The following is a 2,211-nucleotide window of genomic DNA, read 5'->3' on the forward strand; positions in this document are numbered from 1 at the left end:
GCACGCCGCGCCTCGGCATCGAACCGGTGCGCGGACCGAGTGCCTAGGGGTTGTCGCTCCCCGTGGTCGTCCGCAGGACGGCCCTGCGGCGTCCGGTGCGTGCTCTCGGCGCGCCGGGCGGAAGTCCGCGTACTGGCGTACTCGGGCTTTCGTCCGGTGCGGCGAGAGCACGTGCCGGGCGTCGCGGGGCAGACGGGAGTTCGACGACACCCCCTAGCGCGGGGGAACGCCGTCCGCGCGGGAAAGTCACGACCGTTCACCCCTTTCGGTGGCGCGATGGACAACCGTCCGTCGCGCCACCGGCTTGTCCGCATACGTTCGTCCCGCTGCGAGCCGTCGGCCAACGGCGGCTCCCCAAACGGGAGATCGGGGGTGCACTCGTGCGCATCGGACTGCTTACCGAGAGTGGCTATCCGTATGTGGGCGGTGACGCCGGGCTCTGGTGCGACCGGCTGGTGCGCGGACTCGGGCAGCACGCCTTCGACGTCTACGCGCTCAGCCGCGACGAGCGCCAGGAGGACGAGGACTGGACCCCGCTGCCGTCCCAGGTCCGCAGGGTTCGTACGGCGCCGCTGTGGATGGCGGAGGACGACGGCGTGGGATACGGGCGGCGCGCGCGTCGGCGCTTCACGGAGGCGTACGGAGAACTGGCCGCCACCCTGTGCGCCGGGTCCGCGGAGGCCGCGGGACTGGCGCCCACGGCAGGCGCCGAGTCGGCGGCCGAGGCGTCCGCCACTCAGGCGGACCGTTTCGCCAACGCCCTCTACGGGCTCGCCGAGCTGGCCCGGGAGGAGGGCGGACTGGTGGGCGCGCTGCGCTCCGAGACCGCCGTCCGCGCTCTGGAGCGCGCCTGCCGTGCGCCTCGCGCCCCGCGCACGGCGCGCGAGGCGCGCGTGCCGGAGCTGCTCACCGTCGCCGCACACCTGGAACGCGCCCTGCGCCCGCTCTCCCTGGACTGGTACGAGGACGACGGGCTCGGCTCGGCCGACCTCTGCCACGCGGCCTCCGGCGGCGCGGCGGCCCTGCCCGGCCTGCTCGCCCGGCACTTCCACGGCGTGCCGCTGCTCGTGACCGAGCACGGCGTGCGGCTGCGCACGCACTACCTGGCCGCCACCGACGCCGCGCCCGCCGTCCGCGCACTGGTCGCCGCCTTCCACGGCCGGCTCGCCGCCGAGATCTACCGGCGGGCCGAGCGCATCACCCCCGGCAACGCGCACGCCCGCCGCTGGCAGGAGCGGTGCGGTGCGGACCGGGCCAAGCTGCACACCGTCTACCCCGGCATGGACGCCGCCCCCTTCACGGAGGTGGGCGAGGCGCCGGACGCCGCGGACCCCGGCACGCTGGTCTGGGTCGGGCGGATCGACCCGGCCAAGGATCTGATCTCGCTGCTGCACGCCTTCGCGCAGATTCGCAAGGAGGAGCCGAAGACCCGGCTGAGGATCATCGGCGCTGCCGACGGCGCGGAGGGTGCCGCCTACCTCGCCCACTGCCGGGCACTCGCCGCGCAGCTCTTCCCCGACGAGGCCGAGGGTCCGCACGCCGTCGGCGACAACCCGGTCTCCTTCGAGGAGATCGGCGGACCGGAGGCCCCGACCCCCGCCGAGGCGTACGCCTCCGGTGCGGTGACCGTGCTGTCCAGCGTCGTCGAGGGCTTTCCGATCAGCCTCGTCGAGGCCATGTTCTGCGCCCGGGCGACCGTGTCCACCGATGTCGGCGCCGTCGTCGAGGTGATCGGCGGTACCGGGCTCGTGGTGCCGCCGCGCAATCCGCGGGCGCTCGCGGAGGCGTGCGTGGCGTTGCTGCGCGACCCCGAGCGTCGTGCGCGCCTGGGGGCCGCGGCGCGCGCCCGTGCGCTCGAACTGTTCACGGTGGAGCAGAACATCGCGGCATTTCACGGCATCTACCTGGAGATCGTCGCCCGGTGCCCGGTCCGTCGGGTCGTCCTCGACGCCGGCGGCGAGCCACTGCCGTTCGCCGTGCCCGCCGAGGCCCGGGTGCCCGGACGGTGGACCGACCCGGCGCTGCGGGGCGTCGCGCGACGCGGGCCCGGCTGGGCAGGGCAGCGGGCTCCCGTGCGGGCCACCTCGGCGGTGGCCGCCATGCCCGGTGCGGAGCGGGTCCGATGAGCGACCTCGACCTGGACCGGCCCGGCACTCCCGGCAGCCCGGGGGCGTGGGACACGCGGTCGGAGGAGTGGCTGACGGCGGAGGG

1 protein-coding gene is annotated in these 2,211 nt (G+C 75.4%); it reads left to right on the top strand.

All coding sequences use genetic code 11. The features are described from left to right. Nucleotides 1–380 precede the first annotated feature (380 nt). Nucleotides 381–2,126 (top strand): DUF3492 domain-containing protein, encoded by a 1,746-nt coding sequence (locus CCN42_RS29695; RefSeq protein WP_086740236.1) that lies wholly within the window; start codon nucleotides 381–383, stop codon nucleotides 2,124–2,126. Nucleotides 2,127–2,211 lie beyond the last annotated feature (85 nt).

The sequence above is a fragment of the Streptomyces glaucescens genome, assembly GCF_002154375.1.
Taxonomy (GTDB): Bacteria; Actinomycetota; Actinomycetes; order Streptomycetales; family Streptomycetaceae; genus Streptomyces; species Streptomyces glaucescens.